The organism is Enterobacter cloacae complex sp. 302F9 (assembly GCF_050030335.1).
GTDB lineage: Bacteria > Pseudomonadota > Gammaproteobacteria > Enterobacterales > Enterobacteriaceae > Enterobacter > Enterobacter hormaechei_C.
In genome coordinates, this window is record NZ_JBLGUC010000001.1 from 2,842,528 (window position 1) to 2,865,657 (window position 23,130).

Sequence of the window (23,130 nt, forward strand, 5' to 3'; positions counted from 1 at the left end):
GTATTAATAAATCCGACTGTCATCGTATGCCAGATAATCGATATCCAGCGCCGGAACGACCGGGGTATGGTTTTGCAGCCAGGCCAGAAGATGCTGAATGCTCTCTCTTTTGAGTGAATTTTTTGGCCAGACGAGGTAGTAGCCATCCCCCGTCGCGATAGCTTCCCTGAAAGGCAGGCCCAGCAGGCCACTTTTCAGGGCATCAAGCGTGAGATGCAGCTCGGCGATAGCGATGCCGTGCCCGTTCAGCGCGGCAATACTTCCCTGTTCAAGGGTATCGAACACCATACCGCTGCTCATATCGAGCCCCGGGAACAATCCTGTTCTTCGCAGCCAGCGCCGCCAGTCACGTCTGTCCGGTGAAGGATGGATCAGATCGCATTGCGGAAGCCGCTGCCGGGCCGGTTCGATAAGCGATGGAGTACAAACCGGGATAAGCCATTCATGAAATAGCAGTTGGCTTTCCGTTGTGTCACCAAAACGCCCATTGCCGAGAAGAATGGCGCAATCGTAGGGCTCAAGATTGAAATCAACGGTGTCAATGTCCATCCAGACGCTGGCAATCTCAACCTGTGGTTTTGCATGGTTGTTGCGAAAAGATCGCAGCACGTCGAGAAGCCATCTCATGGTCAGGGTACTGGGTGCTTTAAGCCGCAGCAGGTGGTTTTCACTACGAAATACCCGGCAGGCCCATTCAATGCTCGTGAAGCTTTCGTTCAGCTGCCCGGCAAGCACTCGCCCGGCTTCAGTGACCTCCACCCGAGGACCTTGCCTTTTGAAAAGCTCGCAGTCGAACCACAGTTCAAGGGTACGAACATGTCTGCTGACCGCGCCCGGTGTAATATTGAGCGTTTCAGCGGCTTTACTGAAGGAGTTCAACCGCGCAGCAACTTCAAACGCACGCAGTGCATACAATGGCGGTAAAGACATAGCGTCCCTTAAATGAGGTGATGGCATGGGGAATCAGGATCGCAAACCTGCAAATCTTCACACTGCAAATCGCGCCCGCTACACGATAGCATAATGGGTATCTGTTTAATTCCGTTGAAAAGGATCGTTGTTTTATTACGTGAGAGTCAGAAATGAAGGTTGTTGATTAGCAGAATGGCAGGCACAAAAAAACCACCTTTCGGTGGTTTCACGACACTGCTTATTGCTTTGATTATTCTGCTTTTTCCCATGGTAGCCGGAGTGGGACTTGAACCCACACAGCGCGAACGCCGAGGGATTTTAAATCCCTTGTGTCTACCGATTCCACCATCCGGCCAGGGAAGAAAGTGGAGGCGCGTTCCGGAGTCGAACCGGACTAGACGGATTTGCAATCCGCTACATAACCGCTTTGCTAACGCGCCTTAAATCTGTTGTCTTTCGACCTGCACCCGCAAACTGCCGATGCATTAATCTGGAGCGGGAAACGAGACTCGAACTCGCGACCCCGACCTTGGCAAGGTCGTGCTCTACCAACTGAGCTATTCCCGCATGTCATCAAGTAACTATTTAACTACTTCCTAACCACTTGATTTCATTATCGTCCGGCTAACTGTGCCGCCGTTCGATGCGTTGCATTCTACTGATATGACGTTTTGAGTCAACGTTATTTTTTGCATCTCAGGATCGTTTGCTGAAAATTAAGCCGAAACGATCACTGTTCAAGCAAATCACCGCGCGCAGCGTTCAAATATTGCAGCATTGACCACAGCGTCAGCACCGCCGCAACCCACAGCAGACCAATGCCGGCCCACTCTACCCAGGCATTCGGACGCCACAGCATCCATACCAGCGCCGCCATCTGTGCGGTGGTTTTAACTTTACCGATCCAGGACACCGCCACGCTGCTGCGTTTACCCAGCTCCGCCATCCACTCGCGCAGGGCAGAGATAATAATCTCACGGCCAATCATGGTCGCGGCAGGCAGCGTTACCCACCAGGTATGATAATGTTCCGCCACCAGCACCATCGCGATTGCCACCATCACCTTATCCGCAACCGGATCGAGGAACGCGCCAAAGCGGGTACTCTGGTTCCAGCGACGCGCCAGATAACCGTCAAACCAGTCCGTCACGGCAGCGATCAGGAAAATAAGCGCACAGGCAAAAGGCGCCCAGACGACCGGCAGGTAAAATGCCAGGACGAAGAACGGAATGAGCACAACGCGAAAGAGAGTGAGCAACGTAGGGATATTAAATCGCATGATGACGGTAACTGTCTGTTGTCAGTAAAATTTAGCTCTATGTTGCTACAGAGCCCTCAATGTTTCAACGAGTAGTAGATCTTTTCTGCCAGCCCTTGCGAAATACCCGGCACTTTTGCAATTTCTTCCATACTGGCGTTGAGTAATCCTTGCAATCCGCCCATATACTTCAACAGCATCTGGCGACGTTTTGGCCCGACGCCTTCAATCGTCTCAAGAGTACTGGTATTTTTCACTTTCGCCCGTTTTTTACGGTGCCCACTGATGGCGTGATCGTGCGACTCATCGCGGATATGCTGGATCACGTGCAGCGCAGGGGAATCCGGCGGCAGGCTAAAGCCCTCGCCTTCCGGCTCAAAGAACAGCGTTTCCAGGCCAGCCTTACGATCTGCCCCTTTCGCTACCCCCAGCAGCAGCGGATGGTTCTTATCCCACTCCACGTCGAGCGATTCAAATACCGCCTTCGCCTGCCCCAACTGCCCTTTCCCGCCGTCGATAAGGATAACGTCCGGAATTTTGCTCTCTTCAATCGCTTTACCATAGCGACGGCGCAGCACCTGGTTCATGGCGGCATAATCGTCACCAGGTGTAATGCCGGTGATGTTATAGCGACGATACTCTGCCCGCAGCGGACCGTTGGCATCAAAGACCACACACGACGCCACGGTCTGCTCACCCATCGTATGGCTGATGTCGAAGCATTCCATGCGTTTCACTTCCGGCAGCTTGAGCAGCGTAGCAAGCGCGGTTAAACGCTGGCTGACAGTCGACTGCTGGGAAAGTTTAGTGGTCAGCGCCGTGGCGGCATTGGTTCGCGCCAGCTTCAGATAGCGCGCGCGATCGCCGCGCGGTTTCGTCTGAACATTCACCCGGCGGCCTGCCAGCTCTGAAAGCGACTCCGCCAGCAGGGTTTTATCATCGAGCGTGAAGTCGAGCAGGATCTCCGAGGGCAGCGTACGCATCTGGCTGCCCTGCAAATAAAACTGGCCGACGAAGGTCTCCACCACTTCACCCAGCTCAGTGCCACCCGGCACTTTCGGGAAGTAGCTGCGGCTGCCGAGCACTTTGCCCTGACGAATAAAAAGCACATGAACGCAGGCCAGACCGGCGTCAAAGGCTACGCCGATAACATCGAGGTCGTCGCCCGTATTGGAAACAAACTGCTTCTCGGTCACCCTGCGCACCGCCTGAATCTGGTCGCGGATGCGTGCGGCCTCCTCAAATTCCAGCGCCGCGCTGGCTTTTTCCATACGGGCAATCAGTTGCGTCAGCACCTGATCGTCTTTCCCGGCTAAAAACAGGCGGACATATTCCACCTGCTGCGCGTACTCTTCTTCGCTCACCAGCCCTTCAACGCACGGCCCCAGGCAGCGGCCAATCTGATATTGCAGGCATGGCCGGGAGCGGTTGCGATAAACGCTATTTTCGCACTGGCGAACAGGAAAGATTTTTTGCAAAAGCGCCAGCGTTTCCCGCACGGCATAACCGTTCGGGAACGGGCCGAAATATTCACCTTTCGCATGCTTAGCGCCACGATGCATCGCCAGCCGCGGGTGCGTGTCGCCGCTCAGGAAGATAAACGGATAGGATTTGTCATCGCGCAGCAGAACGTTGTAGCGCGGCTGATACAACTTAATATAGTTGTGCTCAAGGAGCAGCGCTTCCGTTTCCGTATGCGTTACGGTGACATCAATGTTATGTATAAGTGCGACCAGCGCTTCGGTTTTACGGGAAGCAAGGTTGCTGCGGAAATAGCTGGAAAGGCGTTTCTTCAGATCTTTCGCCTTACCGACATAGATAACCGTACCGCCAGCATCGTACATACGGTAGACGCCTGGCTGGCTGGTGACGGTTTTCAGAAATGCTTTTGAATCGAACGCTTCACTCACTGACTTATTAACGACTCCGCATTGCACAAACCATGGCGAATGGCCAGGTGAGTCAGTTCGACATCACCGTGAATGTTCAGTTTACTGAACATTCGATAGCGATAGCTGTTGACCGTTTTCGGGCTGAGATTCAGTTGCTCTGAGATCTCATTCACCTTCTGACCTTTAGTGATCATCAGCATAATCTGCAATTCGCGCTCAGACAAACTGGCAAACGGAGATTCCGTTTTTTCCGGTTCAATCTGACTCAGAGCCATCTGTTGAGCAATATCAGAAGCGATGTAGCGCTGCCCGGCGTGTACGGTGCGGATCGCATTGACGACTTCCTGCGGCGCGGCGCCTTTACTGAGATACCCGGCAGCACCCGCCTGCATAACCCTGGCAGGCAGCGGATTTTCGGTATGGACGGTCAGCATGATAACTTTGGTATCAACGAACATGCGCGCGATTTTGCGCGTGGCTTCAAGCCCGCCAATACCGGGCATGTTCATATCCATCAGCACCACGTCTGCGGAGTTAGCGCGACACCATTTAACGGCATCTTCGCCACAGCACGCCTCGCCGGCAACTTTAATACCCTTTATATCTTCAAGAATGCGTCGTATCCCTGCGCGCACCAGTTCGTGGTCATCAACAAGAAGGACGTTGATCAAAGGAAATGTCTCCAGAATAGGGATAACGCTACTGACTGCTAATTGGGTTTATATTAACGGTTTTCCATGCAAGATTAAAACGCTAAAAAATCGGCTATTCGATTCTTGTCTCGTTTTTGGAAATTAAGCTGTACAGTAAGTGGAAAGAAAACCCTTGCCCGCTGGGCTTTTACCTCTATTTTATAGCATCGACATTCGAAAAGTTACTAAAACAGTTGTTAACTCAAACGAAAAAGAGCGCGCGATTTTTTGTAACAACAATTAACGAATGGCGAACCGGGGATAAACATTTAATTGTCGCTAACATATTGGACAGAGTACCTTCATAATCCGCGCCGCCCAATAATCACTGCGCGATAAGTATAAAAAACAACCACTGCATTTTTTGCCGTAGCTTGTGGTATACTCCGCCGCCTTAACTTTCATCGTCGCGCTCATGCGCTGTTTTATAATGAGGAAAATAAATGAGCACACCTGAATTTGCCACTGCCGAGAATAACCAGGAACTGGCACAGGAAGTAAACTGCCTGAAGTCGCTGCTGACGCTAATGCTACAAGCGATGGGCCAGGCTGATGCTGGTCGTGTGATCATTAAAATGGAAAAACAGATCGCGCAGATGGAAGACCAGGCGGAATCCGCTGTTTTTGCCAATACGGTTAAGCAAATTAAACAAGCCTACCGCCAGTAACAAAAACGGCTGGATGCAAAGCATTCAGCCGTTTTCTCGTCTGACACGCAGAACGTGATATCAGTCAGATAAGCCCCGTCGCCGCGGCATAACACGCTATCTGGATCTTATTCGGTGCGTTGAATTTCTTCTGCATATTCTTTTGATGGAAATTGACGGTATTTTCCGAGATGGAGAGAATGATGGCGATTTCTGCCGACGTCTTCCCTTCTGCGGTCCACTTCAGAATTTCCCGCTCACGCTTGCTGAATTTCATTTCAGGCGGCATCACCGTCTCATGTTCAAAGCGTAACAGTGTGGTGAGCGCCATCTGGACGAGCATTTGTAAACGCAGCTCAACTTCTTCACTGGATATCGAGTGTGCCTGTAAGCTGGTACATGACACGGAGAGGAAACCGAGCGCATGATTTGGCATCATCAGACACTGCGTTATTCCCTTGCGTAATCCGTGGTCCCGCGCGCCGTCCCATAATTGCTGGGCATCCGTGAATAATTCATCCGTCCAGGGCAAATGTCCCTGAATGAAATTCTCGGGCTTCAGCACCGGGTCAATGGCGAAATAATTCTCGGACTGATATTGCGCCATCCATTGTTGCGGATAACTGGAATGGACGGAGGTTCGCGGGCGGGTAAATGGCACAGGGTGTCGAACACAAAGCGCATAATAATCGAATTCAAGCGCCTGCGTTTGTCGCTGAAGTTCCTGATATACCTCTTCGGCACAGGTCATTTCCTGAAACCGGAGGAAGCATTCCCGTCGCCAGGTGAAAAAGTCTATATCCCTCATACTTACTGAATGAAGCCTCTGATAAAGATAATCATTATTATGGTGAATATAACCTAACACATAAAGCATGATTATTTATATAAAATATCGGCCACAGGCAGATTATCTTTAATTTGGCGATGGCTTATCCACATCAGGCGGAATAAAAAAGCAACAGAACGGAGTTTAAGGGAGGATAATTTGCTCCAGAAGCGGCATCTGGAGCAAATTGAACGCTAAAATGCTACTGCATTAAGAATTTTTCAAGGAACTGACGGGTTCGGGGCTGCTGCGGATTGGCAAACAGCGCTTTAGCCGGCCCCTGCTCAACTATTCTCCCCTGATCCATGAAAATAGCCCGATCGGCAACGTCGCGAGCGAAGCTCATTTCATGCGTCACAATCACCATCGTGCGTTTCTCCTGCGCCAGCCGTCGGATCGTGTTCAGTACTTCCCCGACCAGCTCAGGATCGAGCGCGGATGTGGGTTCGTCAAACAGGATCACATCCGGGCGCATCGCCAGCGCGCGCGCAATGGCGACACGCTGCTGCTGCCCGCCAGATAAGCGACGCGGATAGCTCGTCTCCTTCCCTGCAAGCCCAACCTTCGCCAGTAGCTCGCGGGCGCGGACCGTCGCGTCTTCCTTAGGTTCACCCTTGACGATGACCGGCCCTTCAATAATGTTTTCCAGCACCGTGCGGTGCGGAAAGAGATTAAAGCTCTGGAACACGAAGCCGACATGCTGGCGCAGGCGGCGAATCAGCCCTTTTTGCTGGCTGATGGGTTTCCCGGTATCAATGGTGATATCACCCACGCGGATCGTCCCGCCTTCGGGCTGCTCCAGTAAATTGATGCTGCGCAGCAGCGTGGTTTTGCCTGACCCGCTCGGGCCGATAATTGCTACCACTTCGCCCTGGTCAACCTCAAGGTCAATGCCATGCAGCACCGTTTGCCCGTGGAATTTTTTCACCAGGTTTTTGACGTCAATTGCACTCATTTTGGATCACGCTCCTGGCGGTTAAGCTGGTTTTCAAAATAGTTTTGCAGAGCGGACAGCACCGTCGCCATCACCCAGTAAATCAGCGAGGCCGCCAGATACATGGTAAACACTTCCAGCGTGCGCGAGGTGATCAGCTGCGCCTGACGGAACAGCTCCGGCACCTGAATGGTCGCCGCAAGCGAGGTGTCTTTCACCAGGCTGATAAAGCTGTTGCTCAGCGGCGGCAGCGCCACGCGCGCCGCCTGGGGCAGGATCGCCCGGCGCAGCGTCTGCCACGGGGTCATCCCGATACTGGCCGCCGCTTCCCACTGTCCTTTATCGATGGAGGAGATCGCCGCACGCAGCGTTTCAGAGGTGTACGCCGCCGTATTCAGCGACAGGCCAATCATCGCCGCCGGGATCGGATCCAGCTCAATACCAAACTGTGGCAGCCCGTAGTAAATCATAAACAGCTGGGCGATAAGCGGCGTTCCGCGGAACACGGAGATGTAAAACCGCGCCAGCCACCGCACCGGCCAGATGTTCGACATGCGCATCAGTGCCAGCACAAACCCGAGCACCAGCCCGAAGAACATCCCGCCGATACTGAGCTGTAAAGTAAACACCGCGCCCTTAAGCAAGAACGGCAGCGAATCAATAACCAGTTGAATACTTTCTTGCATTATTATTTTTCTACCTGATTTTTAGACATGAGGATGATAGGCAAACAGCGCAGGCGCCCCGCCAGTATGAACAAACAAAATGGGTCCTTCATCCTTAAAGCGCTTGCGGGCGATGCCGTCGATCAGGCCCGCCATTGCCTTGCCGGTATAGACCGGGTCGAGCAGAATACCTTCGAGACGGGCCAGCAGCTTAACGGCCTCCATCCCTTCATCATTGGGGGTGCCATAGCCCGGCGCGAAATAGTCATCCCACAGCAATATCTCCGCCTTCGCCTGAAGCGCAAGCTGTTCAGCCACCGCCTGTTGCAGGGTGAAGACTTTCGGCTTCTGGTCCGCAACGCTTCTGGAAACCGTCACGCCAATCAGCTCGACGTCCGGCATCAGCTGTTCAAGCCCGACCGCTAAACCGGCATGGGTTCCCGCACTGCCGGACGCCACCACCACCGAGGATAAACTCACCGCGCCTTCGCACTGCTGAGCGATTTCCAACGCGCTCTCAACATAGCCGAGGGCACCCAGCGCATTCGAGCCGCCAACCGGGATCACGTACGGACGAAAACCCTGCGCTTCCAGACGCGTCGCCAGCTCGTCGAGCTGTGCAGCCGGGTCGGTCAACGCGTCGACCATTTCAACCTGCACGTTGAACAGATCCAGCAGCAGACGGTTACCGTTTGTCAGGTAATTCTCTGCCTGCGTCCCGATCGGGTTCTCCAGCAGGGCAACGCAGTGGAGTCCCAGCTTCGCCGCCACTGCCGCCGTCTGGCGAACGTGGTTAGACTGAATTGCCCCGGCGGTGATCAGCGTGTCCGCGCCTTCGCGCAGGGCATCGGCGGCGAGAAATTCCAGCTTGCGCAGCTTATTTCCGCCCATCGCCATGGGCGTCACATCGTCACGCTTAATGAATATATCGCGCCCCAGATAGTCAGAAAATCGCGGCAGATACTCCAGCGGCGTGGGTGCGCCGATAAATTCCAGACGGGGAAAGCGCGTTAAATTCTGTAGTGACATGGTTCCTCCGGTCACGCAAACAATTGTTATTTCATTATGCACGCAGACGCGCGAGAAATAAAAAAGGCGCTTTTAAAAGCGCCTTTTTTTGTCAGTCAGAGACTTATTTCGTCACGTCTGCGCCGAACCACTTCTCAGAAAGCGCCTTCAGGCTGCCGTCTTTCTGCATCTCAGCAATGGCGCCGTCGATGGCTTTCAGCAGATCCTCGTTACCTTTATGCACCGCCACGCCGGACTCCTGACGGGAGAACGCATCACCCGCGACAGCCAGGGTATTGTTGGTTTTCTTCACCAGATCCAGCGCTGCCAGGCGGTCAACCAGAATGGCGTCAATACGGCCTACGCGTAGATCCTGGTATTTCGTCGGGTCATCATCGTAGGTACGGATGTCCACGCCCTGCACGTTCTGGCGCAGCCACTCTTCGTAGTTGGTGCCCAGACCGACGCCGACTTTCTTACCTTTCAGATCCGCTGCGGATTTGATACTGCCTTCGTTACCTTTCTTCACCAGCGCCTGAATACCGGACACGGTGTACGGCGTGGAGAAGTCATACTTCTTCTTACGCTCGTCAGAAATGGTTACCTGGTTAATCACCACGTCAATACGTTTGGAATCCAGTGACGCCAGCATCCCGTCCCATTTGGTGGGTTTCAGGGAGGCTTTAACGCCGAGGTGTTTCGCCAGCTCCTGCGCAAACTCCACTTCAAAACCGGTCAGTTTACCGTCGTCGCCCTGGAAGCTGAACGGAGGATAGGTTCCTTCCAGCCCAACCAGCAGCGTGCCGCGCTCTTTAACTTTGTTGAGCAGATTCTCTGCCGCGAACGTTTTCACGCTCATCCCCGCGACCAGCGCAACGGCCATCATCCCCATCAGCGCCTGACGACCCAGAAGTGCTAATTTCATAAGTACCCCGATACAGTGGAATTTTTGAGTAGTGTAGAGAAATCGCCTGCAACGTCAAAGGCGGCTGCGCTACATCTTATTCTTTTTTAATATATATCAGAAGTTGTTCCGGCGCGGACTTTCTGCTTTATGACGCCCGGCATCTGGACTTTATATTGCGCGTACTTTCGCAGCGCGATGCGGTAATTATTGGTACTGGTGGCGGGCAACCAGGGTTCCAGATTTTCATCCAGGTATCCGGTCGTCAGCAAATCGCGGGAGATATTTTGCATGGTCAAATGCTGACCCAGGCGGCGCAGGCGAACCACGTATTCACGCACGGTGCCGTGACTCATCTCCGTTTGTTCAAACAGGAATTGCTTGAAGCCGATAATATCGAAGAAGTCGCTTTGCTCTTTGCAATGGAGATCGCCACAGAAACGGCAAAGCGCTACCCACTCTTTTTGCTCTTCAAGCCAGGCGGCTTCATCCATCAGCGTGTCGAGGCGGGAAATCGCAATCTTATTCACGATTTCACCGCGACGAACCAGCGTGATGCGGTCGAGTAATTTTTTACAGTGGGCGCAATGCGTCTGGCTGTGTTTAAAGTCTTTCAGGTAGCGGCTTAAAGGCCGTCTTTTAGATTGCTGCACCGTCATGATAACTCCTGGTTGTCAATACGTTGTGCGGCATTTCCAAGGCGAATGACTCACCTATAACTTACCCAGTTTTGTGCGCAGGCGTTTAATGGCCTGGCTGTGCAGCTGGCTCACCCGAGACTCGCCCACCTCCAGCACGGCGCCAATCTCTTTGAGATTGAGCTCTTCCTGGTAATAGAGGGTTAACACCAGTTGCTCACGTTCCGGTAAAGCTTCGATCGCTTCCATCACGCGCTGGCGTAAATTCCCTTCCAGTAAATGGTGTAACGGGTTTTCTTGCTGATGTTCATCCGTCACCAGCTCGATGCTATCGCCATGCTCTTCGCGCCACTCATCATAAGAGAAGAGTTGGCTGTTATTGGTATCGAGCAACATCTGGCGATACTCTTCAACAGGAATGCCCAGACGCTCCGCTACTTCGGTTTCCGTCGCGTTGCGCCCCAGCTCCTGTTCCAGCTGCCCCATCGCATGCGCCACTTCGCGCGCGTTGCGGCGAACGCTGCGCGGCACCCAGTCGCGGCTGCGTAGCTCGTCCAGCATCGCACCACGAATACGCTGCACTGCGTAAGTCGTAAATGCCGTTCCTTGCAGAGCGTCGTACCGGTCAACTGCATTCAATAACCCGATACCGCCCGCCTGTAGCAGATCGTCCAGTTCCACGCTCGCCGGCAAACGCACCTGGAGGCGCAATGCTTCGTGACGCACCAGCGGAACATAACGCTGCCACAGCGAGTGTTTATCCATTACACCTTCAGCGGTATAGAGTGAATTCACGATAAACAGCCCTGCGTTAGTTGAGTTATCGGCATGATTATCCGATTCTGGAGGGGTTTTAATCGGGTGAATAGTGGGTGAAATGAGGGGTTATTTGGGGGGTTACGCGTAAATGCGGACAGAAAAAACCCCGCCGAAGCGGGGTTTAAGCGTAATCAGGCGATTAGCCTTGCAGCAGAGACAGAACCTGCTGAGGAACCTGGTTAGCTTTGGACAGCACGGAGTTACCGGCCTGCTGAACGATCTGCGCTTTAGACATGTTGGACACTTCGGTCGCATAGTCGGCGTCCTGAATACGGGACTGCGCTTCAGACAGGTTGGTGGTGGTGTTGTTCAGGTTGGTTACGGCAGAGCTCAGACGGTTCTGTACCGCACCCAGTGAAGAACGGAATTTATCAACATCAGAGATGGCAGCATCCAGTTTATCTAAAGGATCCAAATTCAGATCGCTCAGCGCAGTATTTGCAGCCGCAGCCGCAGTCACTTTACCAGTGCTGTCAATGGTCGCTGAAGTAAAGGTATTAGCAGCAGAATCATAAACTGCATATGCGTTATTGCCGCTCGTATCTTTATATGAAACCAGTGACTCAGTTGCACCTAAAGTAGTTGTATCAACAGCAATTTTTGCGCTTACAGTGTCTGTTGCTGCTGCAACAGAAGATACGGAACCAGATACCGTGCCAGCTGTATCTGCATTAAATTTGATGGTATTTGCTATATAATCGACCGTTGCTGCGTAATACTTATCATCACTGCCTTTAACAAAATAATTACCTGCATCATCTTGAACTAAAGAATCACCAGTTGCTGTAGTATTCGTAGTCCCTGTATTGCTAACTGTGGCGGAAGCAAAATCTACAGTAGCATTTAACTTAGTACCATTACTGACGGTTGTAGCAAGTTTGGTGGCATCGAAACCAGTCAGACCCAAAGTTGAGGCTGTGATTTTTTTCAGATCAATGGTAATGTTTTGCCCATCATTGGCACCAACCTGAATTTGCATAGAACCGTCTTTAGCCAAGACATTGACACCGTTAAATTGGGTCTGTCCTGAAACACGGTCGATTTCATCCAGTCGAGATTGAATTTCATCCTGGATTGAAGACAAATCAGTTTTAGAGTTCGTACCAGTAGAGGCCTGAACGGTCAGTTCACGAACACGCTGAAGGTTGTTGTTGATTTCAGACAGCGCGCCTTCAGTGGTCTGCGCCAGAGAGATACCGTCGTTAGCGTTACGTGCAGCCTGAGTCAGACCTTTGATGTTAGAGGTGAAGCGGTTAGCGATAGCCTGGCCCGCAGCGTCATCTTTCGCGCTGTTGATACGCAGACCAGAAGACAGACGCTCGATAGAAGAAGACAGAGCGGACTGGTTCTTGTTGATGTTGTTCTGAGTGATCAGCGAGAGGCTGTTGGTATTAATGACTTGTGCCATGATTTCGATTCCTGTTGTTCATCAAATCTGTTTGGTTAGATTTGGGTTTCCACCCTTCGGCTTCATCGCCGTCAAAGGTGTTATCGTCTGGTCCAAACCAACCTTTAGATATTTTTTCAGGATCGCGTTAATTTTTTTAGCCACGGAAAAGCTCTTCTCTATTACCGTTATTCCCGCCATTAAAAAAAAGAAATTAACCGTAAACTTTCCCCCATTAAGGCCGATAACCCCACTATTCGTTCTACGTGTCGATAGATTAAGGAATAAATATGGCAAGTATTTCATCATTGGGGATTGGTTCGGGTCTTAAGTTAGCAGACATTCTGGATAGTCTGACCACGGCCGAAAAAGCACAGCTGACGCCAATTTCCAAACAACAGACATCGTATACCGCCAAGCTGAGCGCTTACGGCACGTTGAAAAGTTCACTGGAAGCGTTTCAGACCGCCAACACCGCGCTGAATAAAGCCGATCTGTTTACAGCGACCAGCACGTCGAGCAGTACCACGGCATTCAGCGCCACCACCACCGGCAGCGCGATTGCCGGTAAATACACCATCAGCGTGTCGCAGCTGGCGCAGGCGCAAACCCTGACGACCAAAAACGCGCAGCCGGATACCAAAACGGCCATTGCCACGGCTGACAGCAAGATCACCTTTACCGCCGGTAACGGTAAAGATCCGGTGACCGTCGATATCAGCGCGGCAAACTCCTCGCTGACCGGCATTCGCGATGCGATTAACAAAGCTGACGCCGGCGTGACCGCCAGTATTATTAACGTCGGTAATGGTCAGTACCGTCTGTCCATCACCTCCACCGAAACCGGGGCGGACAACGCGGTCAGCATCAGCGTGAGCGGCGACAGCGCCCTGCAATCCTTTATGGGTTACAACGGCACCAGCACCGACGCCAGCAACGGCATGACAGAAAGTGTCACCGCGCAGAACGCCAAGCTGAAGGTGAATAACGTCGATATCGAAAACAGCAGCAACACCATCAGCGATGCGCTGGAAGATATCACCCTGAACCTGAACGATGTCACCACCGGTAACCAGACGCTGACGATCGCTAAAGATACATCGAAAGCGGAAACGGCGATGAAAGCCTGGGTGGATGCCTACAACACCCTTCAGGACAGCTTTGCATCATTAACCAAATATACGGCGGTTGATGCGGGTACAGATGCGCAGGATTCCAGCAACGGTGCCCTGCTCGGAGACAGTACGCTGCGTACTATCCAGACGCAGCTGAAAACCATGCTGGGCAACTCCGTCGGCGGAACCGCCTATAAAACGCTGTCTCAGGTCGGCATTACCTCCGATCCAAGTACGGGTAAGCTGGAGCTGGACAGCGACAAGCTGAAAAAAGCGCTGACGGATAACCCGTCTGCCGTGAAAGATTTGGTTGTGGGTGACGGTAAAACCACCGGGATCACTACCACCATGGCCACCCATCTGACTGACTGGCTTTCCAGTAAAGGCATTATCCAGGCGGCCAAAGATGGCGTCAGCAAAACGCTGAACAAGTTAACGGATCAATATAACGCCGTGAGCGAACGTATTGACGCGAGAGTGGCGCAGTACAAAGCCCAGTTTACCCAGCTGGACGTACTGATGACCTCGCTGAACAACACCAGCAGCTACCTGACGCAGCAGTTCGAAAATACGTCCAGCAACAAGTAGTAAACGCTAATCAGACCCGAGGGGGATAACATGTACGGCGCAAAAGGCACGCAAGCCTACGCAAAGATAGAAGTTGAAAGCGCGGTGATGAGCGCCAGCCAGCAGCAGCTGGTTATCATGCTATTTGATGGAGCCCTCAGCGCGCTGGTACGCGCGCGTCTGTTCCTGGCAGACGGTAATATCCCGGCAAAAGGGCTGGCGCTCTCAAAAGCCATCAACATTATCGAAAACGGGCTGAAGGTTGGCCTGGTGGAAAATAACGGTGATGAGCTTACGCAAAACCTGATTGCCCTTTATGCCTATATGGTACGTCGCCTCCTGCACGCCAACGTGAATAACGACGCCAGCGCCATCGAAGAGGTGGAAAACTTGCTGCGCAATATCGCTGACGGGTGGAAGGAGGTTGCCGGTACGCCACAACTGATGCAGGACGCCGTCTAATGAGTAACGCACCGCAACTTTATGCCCTTTATCAGCAACTCCTTGAGCAGAGCCAGTTGATGTTGCGACTGGCCCGGCAGGGACTATGGGATGATCTGATCATCTGTGAAACCGACTATGTTAATGCGGTGCACTCACTGGCTCGTCTCACTCAGGAAAGTGAGCCTTCGATGCAGATTCAGGAGCAGCTTCGCCCGACGCTGCGGGTGATCCTGGACAACGAAGGCCAGGTAAAAACGTTGCTGCAAGCCAGAATGGATGAACTGGCGAAGCTGGTTGGGCAATCCTCCATCCAGAAAACCGTTCTCTCCACCTACGGTAACCAGGGCGGTCATGTCCTGGTTCCGCAAAGTAATAGCGATATTAATTAGCCATTTAACTGGCGTTCGAGCGTTAACCGTTTCGTTCGCCAGGCATTTCTGCCAAACCTGCTCCATACTTGAGTTTCGCGACCTCATGGAGATGGTGCATGCGCAACCCAACACTTTTACAATGTTTTCACTGGTACTACCCCACCGGCGGTGAACTGTGGCGAGAAGTCACGGCATTAGCCCCCAACCTGAACGAAATCGGCATCAATATGGTCTGGTTACCGCCGGCATATAAGGGGGCATCCGGCGGCTATTCCGTCGGGTATGACTCTTATGACCTTTTCGACCTCGGTGAGTTTGACCAGAAAGGCAGCGTCGCCACCAAATACGGCGATAAAGCCCAGCTGCTGGAGGCCATCAACGCCTTAAAAAGCAACCAGATTGCGGTGCTTCTGGACGTGGTGGTCAACCATAAAATGGGGGCCGATGAAAAGGAACCCGTCCGCGTGCAGCGCGTGGATGCTCAGGATCGCACCCAAATCAGCGATGAGATCATCGAATGCGAAGCCTGGACGCGCTACACCTTCCCCGTTCGGGCCGGGCAGTATTCGCAGTTCATCTGGGATTACAAATGCTTCAGCGGTATCGACCACATTGAAAACCCCAATGAGGACGGTATCTTCAAAATCGTGAACGACTACACCGGCGAAGGCTGGAACGATCAGGTCGACGACGAGATGGGCAATTTCGATTACCTGATGGGTGAAAATATCGATTTTCGCAACCATGCGGTGACGGAGGAGATCAAATACTGGGCGCGCTGGGTGATGGAGCAAACCCACTGCGACGGCTTCCGCCTGGACGCGGTAAAACACATCCCGGCCTGGTTCTATAAAGAGTGGATTGAGCACGTCCAGGAGGTGGCCCCGCAGCCGCTGTTTATCGTGGCGGAATACTGGTCTCACGAAGTGGATAAATTGCAGCACTACATCAATCAGGTGGACGGTAAAACCATGCTGTTTGATGCGCCACTGCAAATGAAATTTCACGAAGCCTCACGCCAGGGACGCGACTACGATATGAGCCAGATTTTCACCGGTACGCTGGTGGAAGCCGATCCGTTCCATGCCGTGACCCTGGTAGCCAACCACGATACCCAACCCTTGCAGGCGCTGGAAGCCCCGGTTGAAGCCTGGTTCAAACCGCTGGCCTACGCGCTCATCCTGCTGCGTGAAAACGGCGTGCCGAGCGTATTCTACCCGGATCTTTTTGGCGCCAGCTATGACGACACCGGCGGGGATGGCGAGACGTATCACATCGATATGCCGGTGATTGAACAGCTCCACGAGCTGATCCTCGCCCGGCAGCGTTTTGCCCACGGCGTGCAGACGCTCTTTTTCGACCATCCAAACTGCATTGCGTTCAGCCGCAGCGGGACTGAGGAGCACCCGGGCTGTGTGGTGGTGCTGTCAAATGGTGATGACGGCGAGAAGACCATCTGCCTCGGGGAAAATTACGGCAATAAGACCTGGCGTGATTTTTTAGGCAACCGCGAGGAAACCGTGACCACGGCGGCGGATGGCGAAGGGACGTTCTTCTGTAACGGGGGAAGCGTCAGCGTCTGGGTGATTGAGGACGCGCTGTAGTGCTGGGAAAGTGCGGCCTGATGCCCTCACCCCGACCCTCTCCCACCGGGAGAGGGAGCAAACCCTAAAAACGGCAATATGATTGCCGTTTTGCTTTTACCGCTACGGAAGCTTACTCTCCAGCGGATTCTTGCTCAGGTAATCTGCGCATTCCACCGTTGGACGGTCAACCTTGTACAGTTCCATACCGTCATACTCCAGCGCCGCCCCATCACGCTCCAGCGGATAGACATCCAGCTTACGGGTCACGTTGTAATAATCATCTGAACGCAGCATGATCTTACCCGGCACCGCGATAACGCGCTGCCACTGACGGCAATCCAGCGTATCCCCCTCTGGCGTCACCACCAGCGTGGCGATCGCTTCCGGGCTCACCATCGCGCTCTGCGGCCCTTTCGACTGCCAGTAACCTGCCAGTTGCGAAGGTACCGGGTGCTTAATCACTTCCTGATAGTTATCTACCTGAACACATCCCGCTAACGTCAGCATCGCAGCCACAATTGCTACTTTTTTCATCATCTTTCCTGCATGCGAAGAAAAAAATATTGTGGCATTAAAGCCATCAGGCTGCCAGCGTAAGATAGGTATTGATTAAACCTGCATCCCCATCACATGAGCATACATTTTTATTAATCGACAAAGATCGTCCAAGAGCGCACCAAATAACAGATGGTTATAGTCGTCGAAAACATCAGTCGTCTAAGTTCGCCTTAGAACGAGTGCTGTTTTGTGCCCCACCCATGCCCCACCGCTAAACTTTGCGTAGCTCCTTCCAGTTTCTCAACACCCCGCTTTACGCCTTCCCATACCATCAGCATAATCCCCACCGATCCGATTGTAAGACTTAACCAGCGCGCGCTACTTTTTCTCCCTGCCCTATACTTTCAGTCTGACTGACTGGAGGTTTCTATGTGTGGACGTTTTGCACAAGCACAAACCCGTGAAGACTATCTGGCATATCTTGCCGATGAAGGCGATCGCGACATTGCATATGACCCGGAACCTATTGGCCGGTACAACGTGGCGCCCGGAACCAAAGTGCTGTTGCTGAATGAACGCGACGAGCAGCTGCACCTAGATCCGGTTTTCTGGGGCTACGCACCTGGATGGTGGGACAAACCGCCATTAATTAACGCGCGTGTAGAAACCGCAGCCACCAGCAGAATGTTCAAGCCTCTCTGGCAGCATGGCCGGGCGATCTGTTTTGCGGATGGATGGTTCGAATGGAAGAAGGAAGGTGACAAGAAACAGCCCTACTTCATTCACCGCGCCGATGCCCAGCCGATTTTTATGGCAGCGATCGGCAGCACACCGTTTGAGCGTGGCGATGATGCAGAAGGTTTCCTGATAGTGACGTCTGCGGCCGACAAAGGTCTGGTCGACATTCACGACCGCCGGCCATTGGTTTTGTCACCGGAAGCCGCCCGGGAGTGGATGCGCCAGGATATAGGCGGGAAGGAAGCGGCAGAGATAGCAGCCGACGGCGCTGTTCCAGCAGACAAATTTATCTGGCACGCTGTGACGCGCGCCGTGGGGAATGTGAAGAATCAGGGGCCAGAACTTATAGAGCCCGTCACTTAACCACTGGAAGATCTGAAAAACGGGTGGTGTAGCGCGGAGAAAGCATTTCACGCTTCATCTGCCATTGCTGCTGTATACCCTGCCCGGCAAAATAGAGCGTGCCCTTTCCGTCCTTTGCATTCAGGTGATCCAGTACTTCCATTAACTTCTCACTACCAGCTCGGGGAGCACTGTCATCGAACAGGTTTAGTTGGGCCACGCCCTGACTGAAGAAGTCGCCCAGCATGACACCCGCTTTCTGGTACCGGTGACCGTCCTTCCAGATTTTGTCCAGACACTTTACCGCGGCGTTGATGATGTCTCTGCTGTCCTGAGTTGGTGTGAGCAGCCTTACCGATGCGCTGTTTCCGTAATACGGCTCATTAAGGGCAAATGGAGAGGTCTTAACGAAGGCGGATATAAACCGGCAATACTGGTGCTCGCCGCGAAGCTTCTCAGCACCACGGGCCGCGTAGCTGCAAATAGCCTGCCGCATCTGCTCATAGTCAGTAATGCGTTCGCCAAACGATCGGCTGCATACGATTTCCTGCTTCACCGGGGCGAACTCCTCCAGATCCAGGCATGGCTCGCCGCGCAGCTCCCGGACGGTTCGCTCCAGCACAACGTTAAAGTGTTTTCGGATAATCCATGTGCTCTGCTCTGAAAGGTCCAGTGCGGTTTTGATGCCCATAGCGTTCAGCTTCTTGCTGATGCGCCGGCCAACACCCCAGACATCCTCTACCGGTACCAGTGCCATTAACCTGCGCTGTCGGTCGACGTTTGAGAGATCGACCACGCCTCCCGTCTGTCGCTGCCATTTTTTCGCAGCATGGTTAGCCAACTTAGCCAGCGTCTTGGTCTGCGCTACGCCGACGCCGACTGTAAGATGCGTCCGCTGTAAAATAGTCGCGCGGATCTCTTTCCCAAATTCAGTCAGGTCCCGGCAGTTTCTTACGCCGGTCAGATCGCAGAATGCTTCGTCTATGCTGTAAATTTCCACGCGCGGGCTCATTTCTTCCAGTGTGGTCATTACCCGGCTGGACATGTCTGCATAGAGCTCGTAGTTGCTGCTGAAGCAAACAACACCTGCGCGCCGGAACAACTCCTTCTGCTTGAAGAACGGCTCACCCATCGCTATCCCGGCAGCCTTTGCTTCTGCGCTACGCGCTATTACGCACCCGTCATTATTCGACAGAATGACAACAGGCCGCCCGCGCAGGTCTGGTCTGAATACCGTCTCGCAACTGGCATAAAATGAGTTCACATCGACTAGGGCAAACATCACATCACCGGATTGTCGTCTGTGAACGCCGCAGCGCCATTTATAAAGAAGGTCACCACACCCATAACTTCAACTTCATCTAAAGCATCACCTTCTATGCTTTCACCGTCTTCTGTGATGAGCGCACCGCCCATAACGACCGCGAACTGTAGCTGTCCGAACGCATGCACCAGCACGCGTGTTCCGTTGGATGGCACAAGATCAGGCTGAAAAAGCGCATAACCGCCTGACGTTTCAACCAGGCATGAGTAACGGTTAACACCACATAACTGTTCAAGCCTGTATCGCTGAGCTTTTGCCTCCATGGCCACCTCCCAAAACAACTGTATTTATATGGGTCTTCCCTTGTTGTGGTGGCTGAAGGCATGATAATGGTGTATTTAATCGCCAGAGGTCACCGCCATGGATGAAAAGTCCCTCTACGCTCATATTCTCAACCTTCTGATCCGTGGCAGGTAAAGTCCCTTTCTCTCGATGAAAATGCCGGTTCTGTTACTGTCACTATTGAGATCGCTGAAAACACCCGGCTAGCCTGTCCGACCTGCGGTAAATCCTGTTCTGTTCACGATCACCGTCATCGTAAATGGCGCCATCTTGATACCTGCCAGTTCACCACTATTGTTGAAGCCGATGTTCCACGAATTATGTGTCCGGAGCATGGCTGCCTGACGTTGCCTGTTCCGTGGGCTGGCCCCGGAAGCCGGTATACGTTGCTATTCGAATCGTTCGTTCTCTCATGGCTGAAAATCAGCACCGTTGATGCTGTCAGGAAGCAACTTAAGCTCAGTTGGAATGCGGTTGACGGCATTATGACCCGGGCAGTTAAGCGAGGTCTTGCCCGGATAAAAAAGCCATTATCCGCCCGTCATATGAATGTGGATGAGGTCGCCTTTAAAAAAGGACATCGTTACATAACGGTGATTCCCGATCGCGCGATGGTCGGGCGCTGGCCTTAACGGATGATCGCGGCACAGAGAGTCTTGCCGGCTATCTTCGCACGCTCACTGATGGGCAGTTGCTGGCTATCAAAACGCTCTCAATGGACATGAACGCGGGCTATATAAGAGCAGCGCGTATCCACTTACCCAGTGCGGTTGAGAAAATCGCCTTTGACCGCTTCCATGTGGCGAAGCAACTGGGCGAGGTAGTTGATAAAACCCGTCAGAATGAACATCCGCACCTCCCTGTTGAAAGCCGACACCAGGCAAAAGGAACCCGCTTCCTGTGGCAGTACAGCGATAAGTGGATGACCGAATCCCGGCAGGAAAAGCTGATGTGGCTGCGTGCACAGATGAAGCTGACGAGCCAGTGCTGGGCGCTGAAAGAGCTGGCAAAAGATATCTGGATACAGGCCATGGAACCGATAAATACGAAGTGACTGGCAGAAGATGGTTGGCCTGCTGCGGCTAACATGACGTTCCCATGATGAACTGTGCGCGAAAACGATAGGAAAAAGGTGACCGAAATGCGATGTCAGATAGTGTCTCAAACGGAAATGCGGAGGCACTTAACAGCAAGATCAGGCTGCTGAGGATAAAAGCCAGGGGATACCGAAACCGGGAGCGCTTTAAACTGGGGGTGATGTTCCACTACGGAAAGCTGAATATGGCGTTCTGAGCCTTCCCACCATGATCGGGGAAGACCCATTTATATACAGTATCGTCAAATATGAGAGTCGATCAAGTTTCGTTGTGGTGCTAAACTTCAGACCTTTCCGAATTGACTGATTTTAATCACGTTAAAGATGCGCAACTCATGAGTATAAATCTATCTTCCATTTATAGTAGCCAGGCCGTCAGGTACTGCCTTGTTGGCGGAATGAACACCGCGGTACAGCTTCAGTGATCCTTGCTCTTACCGCCTTTGGTGTTGGACTCTATAGTGCAAATTTTTCGGGCTATGTTGTGGGTATCCTGTTTAGTTTTATCCTCAATACGATATTCACGTTTTCATCAAGGCTTTCGCTATCAAAACTTCTCAAATTCCTGGCATGCTGTGGAATTTGTTACGTAATAAATATTTTTGCTATGAAAATATCTATTCTAGCTGGCGTTGAAAATATATATCTCGTTCAGTTAACAGGGATGTTTTTTTATACACTCGCTGGCTTTATTATTAATAAATTATGGGTTATGAAATAATGAGCGCTCCAATTCTTTCAATAGTTGTGCCATGCTATAACGAGCAAGAGGTTTTTAATCTTTGTCTTGATGAATTATCTAGACGTATAGTCGAAATGAAAGATAAAGGTAAAATAAATACCAGAAGCCATATTGTATTCGTGGATGATGGAAGCAAAGATGCCACATGGAGCTTAATACAAAACGCTTCAAACAATAATGATTTAGTAAAAGGCGTAAAGCTATCACGAAATAAAGGTCATCAGACTGCTTTAATGGCTGGATTATCATCATGCATAGGCTCTGATATTACTGTAAGCATTGATGCTGATTTACAGGATGACACAGCAGTTATTGAAAAGATGGTTGACTCATATCTTACAGGACACGATATTGTTTATGGAGTAAGAAATGACAGAACATCAGATAGCTTCTTTAAGAAGTTCACAGCCGAAGCATTTTACAAAATAATGACGAAACTTGGCGTTAATCAAGTAGAGAATCATGCTGATTTTAGACTATTAAGCAAAAGAGCATTGCATTCACTGCTTCAGTATAAAGAACAAAATCTTTCTATAAGAGGACTTATACCTCTGATTGGGTATCCTTCCGAGAGTGTTTATTATTCTCGAAGCGAGAGGGCTGCGGGTGAATCAAAATATCCTATCAAGAAAATGTTGGCATTGGCTCTTGAGGGAATCACTTCATTCTCAGTCACACCACTAAGAATTGTTACGGCGCTAGGCTTTATTATATCAATACTATCATCTGTGGGTGTTGTATATACGCTAATTCAATATTTCCTTGGGCATACGGTGAGCGGTTGGGCCTCTATGATATTGGCAGTTTTATTTATTGGAGGCGTGCAAATGCTATGCTTAGGAGTGATAGGTGAGTATATCGGCAAGATTTATATGGAATCTAAAAAAAGGCCAAAATTTTTTACTGAATCTAAAATTGGATTTAATGAAAATGACGGGAATATGTAAATGAGAGCTGAACAATATAATAAAATAATATACTTATCAGTAGCGGTAATCATATGCCTGTTGACGTCGTACTTTTACACATCAACTGAAAATGACATCTACTCATTTGATTTCCTGGCATACTGGAAAATGTACAGTGATTACAGTTCATTATTATTTAGCGACCCATTACTGTATTTATCAAAAACATATAAAGAAGTCTACAGCCAAGATTATAATCCTTTAGCATCTTCTATTATTGCCCCTGTTTACTATGTATTCGGTGGTTCAAGATTTGTTTATATCTCTGCGGTAGCTATCTGTTATCTAATTCCTGTGTCTTACTTAGTTTATCTAATTGTAAAAGACGCCATAAAATTAAATAACCCTATAACATTTGCAATTTGCTTATTAGTGTCAGTAAGTTTTGTTGGCTATTGGAAGCCTATTCTCAGAGGGTATCCTGATATTGTTTCCATGATTCCATTGCTATATTGCATTTATTATACCCAAC

The 23,130-nt window shown here is 51.4% G+C and carries 24 protein-coding genes, 3 tRNA genes and 1 pseudogene; 10 read left to right on the forward strand and 18 right to left on the reverse strand.

Annotated features, from left to right (window positions below):
• Nucleotides 1-3: 3 nt before the first annotated feature.
• From ACQG0T_RS13765 to uvrY, 7 genes are all read right to left on the reverse strand, one after another.
• On the reverse strand, nt 4-930 hold the full coding sequence (locus ACQG0T_RS13765) for a LysR substrate-binding domain-containing protein (protein ID WP_271040318.1): 927 nt from the start codon (nt 928-930) through the stop codon (nt 4-6).
• Nucleotides 931-1,180: 250 nt separating this feature from the next.
• Nucleotides 1,181-1,267 (reverse strand) — tRNA-Leu (locus tag ACQG0T_RS13770).
• A gap of 11 nt (nt 1,268-1,278) precedes the next feature.
• Nucleotides 1,279-1,352: transfer RNA gene (locus ACQG0T_RS13775), tRNA-Cys, on the reverse strand.
• A gap of 51 nt (nt 1,353-1,403) precedes the next feature.
• Nucleotides 1,404-1,479, reverse strand: a tRNA-Gly gene (locus ACQG0T_RS13780).
• A gap of 163 nt (nt 1,480-1,642) precedes the next feature.
• Nucleotides 1,643-2,191, reverse strand: a complete 549-nt coding sequence (gene pgsA / locus ACQG0T_RS13785; RefSeq protein WP_003859652.1) for a CDP-diacylglycerol--glycerol-3-phosphate 3-phosphatidyltransferase — start codon at nt 2,189-2,191, stop codon at nt 1,643-1,645.
• A gap of 56 nt (nt 2,192-2,247) precedes the next feature.
• Nucleotides 2,248-4,080: an excinuclease ABC subunit UvrC gene (uvrC, locus tag ACQG0T_RS13790; protein WP_017384477.1), complete on the reverse strand. Its 1,833-nt coding sequence runs from the start codon at nt 4,078-4,080 to the stop codon at nt 2,248-2,250.
• A complete protein-coding gene (uvrY, locus tag ACQG0T_RS13795; protein ID WP_017384478.1) occupies nt 4,077-4,733 on the reverse strand; it encodes a UvrY/SirA/GacA family response regulator transcription factor in 657 nt (218 codons plus the stop codon). Before uvrY ends, uvrC begins: the two co-directional genes overlap by 4 nt.
• A gap of 397 nt (nt 4,734-5,130) precedes the next feature.
• Here uvrY and ACQG0T_RS13800 point away from each other — a divergent pair, with 397 nt between their 5' ends.
• Both ACQG0T_RS13800 and ACQG0T_RS13805 read left to right on the forward strand, forming a co-directional pair.
• Nucleotides 5,131-5,211, forward strand: a complete 81-nt coding sequence (locus ACQG0T_RS13800) for a hypothetical protein (RefSeq protein ID WP_418235935.1) — start codon at nt 5,131-5,133, stop codon at nt 5,209-5,211.
• On the forward strand, nt 5,198-5,422 hold the full coding sequence (locus tag ACQG0T_RS13805; RefSeq protein WP_003859644.1) for a DUF2594 family protein: 225 nt from the start codon (nt 5,198-5,200) through the stop codon (nt 5,420-5,422). Before ACQG0T_RS13800 ends, ACQG0T_RS13805 begins: the two co-directional genes overlap by 14 nt.
• A 64-nt stretch (nt 5,423-5,486) precedes the next feature.
• Here the strand turns inward: ACQG0T_RS13805 and sdiA are convergent, their stop codons facing one another.
• The 8 genes from sdiA to ACQG0T_RS13845 form a co-directional block, all read right to left on the reverse strand.
• Entirely contained in the window at nt 5,487-6,209 is a 723-nt protein-coding gene (sdiA, locus tag ACQG0T_RS13810; RefSeq protein WP_017384479.1) for a transcriptional regulator SdiA, read from the reverse strand.
• 223 nt (nt 6,210-6,432) lie between these two features.
• Nucleotides 6,433-7,185 (reverse strand): L-cystine ABC transporter ATP-binding protein TcyN, encoded by a 753-nt coding sequence (gene tcyN, locus ACQG0T_RS13815; protein ID WP_271040319.1) that lies wholly within the window; start codon nt 7,183-7,185, stop codon nt 6,433-6,435.
• Nucleotides 7,182-7,850, reverse strand: coding sequence for a cystine ABC transporter permease (tcyL, locus tag ACQG0T_RS13820; protein ID WP_003859632.1), 669 nt, complete (start codon nt 7,848-7,850; stop codon nt 7,182-7,184). Before tcyL ends, tcyN begins: the two co-directional genes overlap by 4 nt.
• A gap of 21 nt (nt 7,851-7,871) precedes the next feature.
• Nucleotides 7,872-8,858 (reverse strand): D-cysteine desulfhydrase, encoded by a 987-nt coding sequence (gene dcyD / locus ACQG0T_RS13825; RefSeq protein ID WP_058685737.1) that lies wholly within the window; start codon nt 8,856-8,858, stop codon nt 7,872-7,874.
• A 103-nt stretch (nt 8,859-8,961) separates the two neighbouring features.
• On the reverse strand, nt 8,962-9,762 hold the full coding sequence (gene tcyJ / locus ACQG0T_RS13830) for a cystine ABC transporter substrate-binding protein (protein WP_058685736.1): 801 nt from the start codon (nt 9,760-9,762) through the stop codon (nt 8,962-8,964).
• An 86-nt stretch (nt 9,763-9,848) separates the two neighbouring features.
• Nucleotides 9,849-10,400 (reverse strand): flagella biosynthesis regulatory protein FliZ, encoded by a 552-nt coding sequence (gene fliZ / locus ACQG0T_RS13835; RefSeq protein WP_015570235.1) that lies wholly within the window; start codon nt 10,398-10,400, stop codon nt 9,849-9,851.
• A gap of 54 nt (nt 10,401-10,454) precedes the next feature.
• Nucleotides 10,455-11,174, reverse strand: coding sequence for an RNA polymerase sigma factor FliA (locus ACQG0T_RS13840; protein ID WP_003859623.1), 720 nt, complete (start codon nt 11,172-11,174; stop codon nt 10,455-10,457).
• Between the two features lie 163 nt (nt 11,175-11,337).
• Nucleotides 11,338-12,606 carry a FliC/FljB family flagellin gene (locus ACQG0T_RS13845; protein WP_271040320.1) on the reverse strand — a complete coding sequence of 423 codons (1,269 nt, stop codon included), beginning with the start codon at nt 12,604-12,606 and terminating at the stop codon, nt 11,338-11,340.
• A 269-nt stretch (nt 12,607-12,875) separates the two neighbouring features.
• On the opposite strand from ACQG0T_RS13845, the gene fliD reads away from it, so the two are divergent.
• From fliD to amyA, 4 genes are all read left to right on the forward strand, one after another.
• A complete protein-coding gene (gene fliD / locus ACQG0T_RS13850) occupies nt 12,876-14,288 on the forward strand; it encodes a flagellar filament capping protein FliD (RefSeq protein ID WP_017693218.1) in 1,413 nt (470 codons plus the stop codon).
• Nucleotides 14,289-14,318: 30 nt separating this feature from the next.
• Nucleotides 14,319-14,729 (forward strand): flagellar export chaperone FliS, encoded by a 411-nt coding sequence (fliS, locus tag ACQG0T_RS13855; RefSeq protein WP_003859616.1) that lies wholly within the window; start codon nt 14,319-14,321, stop codon nt 14,727-14,729.
• Nucleotides 14,729-15,100 (forward strand): flagella biosynthesis regulatory protein FliT, encoded by a 372-nt coding sequence (fliT, locus tag ACQG0T_RS13860; RefSeq protein ID WP_006811148.1) that lies wholly within the window; start codon nt 14,729-14,731, stop codon nt 15,098-15,100. Before fliS ends, fliT begins: the two co-directional genes overlap by 1 nt.
• Before the next feature lie 98 nt (nt 15,101-15,198).
• Nucleotides 15,199-16,686, forward strand: coding sequence for an alpha-amylase (gene amyA, locus ACQG0T_RS13865; RefSeq protein WP_003859614.1), 1,488 nt, complete (start codon nt 15,199-15,201; stop codon nt 16,684-16,686).
• Nucleotides 16,687-16,788: 102 nt separating this feature from the next.
• Here the strand turns inward: amyA and yedD are convergent, their stop codons facing one another.
• Complete coding sequence (gene yedD, locus ACQG0T_RS13870) at nt 16,789-17,202, reverse strand: lipoprotein YedD (protein WP_003859613.1); 414 nt, start codon at nt 17,200-17,202, stop codon at nt 16,789-16,791.
• 393 nt (nt 17,203-17,595) lie between these two features.
• Here yedD and ACQG0T_RS13875 point away from each other — a divergent pair, with 393 nt between their 5' ends.
• Entirely contained in the window at nt 17,596-18,267 is a 672-nt protein-coding gene (locus ACQG0T_RS13875) for an SOS response-associated peptidase (protein WP_426723798.1), read from the forward strand.
• Here ACQG0T_RS13875 and ACQG0T_RS13880 read toward each other — a convergent pair.
• Nucleotides 18,260-19,528 carry a Y-family DNA polymerase gene (locus ACQG0T_RS13880; protein ID WP_426723799.1) on the reverse strand — a complete coding sequence of 423 codons (1,269 nt, stop codon included), beginning with the start codon at nt 19,526-19,528 and terminating at the stop codon, nt 18,260-18,262. The two genes, ACQG0T_RS13875 and ACQG0T_RS13880, sit on opposite strands and share 8 nt — an antisense overlap.
• Nucleotides 19,528-19,833, reverse strand: coding sequence for a hypothetical protein (locus ACQG0T_RS13885; RefSeq protein WP_045335882.1), 306 nt, complete (start codon nt 19,831-19,833; stop codon nt 19,528-19,530). Before ACQG0T_RS13885 ends, ACQG0T_RS13880 begins: the two co-directional genes overlap by 1 nt.
• A gap of 97 nt (nt 19,834-19,930) precedes the next feature.
• Here ACQG0T_RS13885 and ACQG0T_RS13890 point away from each other — a divergent pair.
• From ACQG0T_RS13890 to ACQG0T_RS13900, 3 genes and pseudogenes are all read left to right on the forward strand, one after another.
• Nucleotides 19,931-21,145: pseudogene (locus tag ACQG0T_RS13890) on the forward strand (ISL3 family transposase).
• A gap of 224 nt (nt 21,146-21,369) precedes the next feature.
• The gene (locus ACQG0T_RS13895; RefSeq protein WP_426723800.1) at nt 21,370-21,669 is read left to right on the forward strand and encodes a GtrA family protein; all 300 of its coding nucleotides are present in this window, start codon (nt 21,370-21,372) and stop codon (nt 21,667-21,669) included.
• Complete coding sequence (locus tag ACQG0T_RS13900) at nt 21,669-22,637, forward strand: glycosyltransferase family 2 protein (RefSeq protein ID WP_426723801.1); 969 nt, start codon at nt 21,669-21,671, stop codon at nt 22,635-22,637. The genes ACQG0T_RS13895 and ACQG0T_RS13900 overlap by 1 nt, the downstream gene beginning before the upstream one ends.
• Nucleotides 22,638-23,130 lie beyond the last annotated feature (493 nt).